Source organism: Ancylothrix sp. D3o, assembly GCF_025370775.1.
In the GTDB taxonomy this organism is placed as follows: Bacteria; Cyanobacteriota; Cyanobacteriia; order Cyanobacteriales; family Oscillatoriaceae; genus Ancylothrix.
In genome coordinates, this window is record NZ_JAMXEX010000124.1 from 1 (window position 1) to 1,339 (window position 1,339).

Genomic DNA, 1,339 nt, shown 5'->3' on the forward strand with positions numbered 1-1,339 from the left:
GACAGTAGGGGGTTTCAACTTTTTAGGTCTGTTTTTTCTTTAATGCTGGGCAACCTCTACTACTGGTGGGATGGTTAAGCTTGTTTGTTAGTTATCAGAATATTGTGGTGGCGCTCTGCCTGGTGGACAATATCGGATAACGTTAGGGAACTCTCAAACTTCAAAGCTCGCTTTAGATCATACATCAAAAATAGTCTCGTGTATTTGGAAAACTTTTAAAGTTCCGGTTCTTGAGAAAGCTGATATTTAGCTTGTACCCACCGGCACATCAAACCCGATAAATCTTGTAATGCAGTAATATCAGCAGGTTTCAGTTCTGAGGAAACTTGAGGCCACGTTTTCTCATTAAGGCTTATTTGGAAATTGTCGCGTTTGCGGTGAACAAAAATCGCTCCCGTTTTTCGGGAGAAACTCCATTCTTTGCCATCTACGCGGTGGTTAGGAGATAGCGAGGTGATAGTGGTAGCGAGGGGGATGAGAGTTTTACTGATACCGAGGGTTAAATCAGTTATCAATTTACTTTCAGTTACAAGTGATTGCCGTTGTTTTTCTGCTGCCATTGCTTTTTGACGATAGGCATTGCGTTCTTCTTCAAGTTTTTGAATCATGGCAAACTGGACTTTTATTAAATCTAATTGGGGTTGAAGATATTGAATGGCACGTTGTCGATATTCGCTTGCTGTTTCTCCCTCCCTCGCTTCTGGAAATAACTGTTCAGTAACCAATGGTTCTGCTATGGCTGTATTCACTGCTTGATAATATTGCTTGACTTTGGTATGGGTGGTTTTGCTGCCTTTTATTCCCCGCTCAATCCCCAACGGTTCAAGAGCTTGAGCATAACTGTCTTGAATTTTAGACAAGCTGTCTCTTGTGCCGCCAAATTCAGTAGTTTTATAGCTCAATTTACCTGCTTTGTTGAGAGGAACCCACAGACAATGGATATGGGGGGTGGCTTCATCTAGGTGCAGACTGGTTTGTAGAATATTGTCGCCTAGTTTTTGTTCTAACCACTGGCTGCTTGTTTTTTGCCATAAATTAAGTTTTTCTTCATCCCATTCTCCGTAGGCGCCGGGGTCATCATATCTAAAGTATTCGGGGGAAGCGCTGAGGATAATCTCTGCACCAAGCACTGCATTTTTCCTGACTTTCTGAGAGCCAATTTTTTCTCTGGCCTGTTTTACCACCTCCGAAGGTTTGGTAGGGCCGGCCAAGATGACAACATTTCCCTGTGGGTTAGCATTGGGTGTAACAAAATTACGAGAGTCGTGGCTGGCTGCTATTTCCACATCTCTTAAGCTTTTGAGTTTGTTAACTCTTAAAATGGTTTGAGCGTTCATGC

The 1,339-nt window shown here is 42.6% G+C and carries 1 protein-coding gene; it reads right to left on the reverse strand.

Annotation, left to right across the window (positions count from 1 at the left end):
- Positions 1-215: 215 nt before the first annotated feature.
- Positions 216-1,339, reverse strand: a 1,124-nt coding sequence (mobV, locus tag NG798_RS27680; RefSeq protein ID WP_261226938.1) for a MobV family relaxase, incomplete at its 5' end; no start/stop codon positions are given.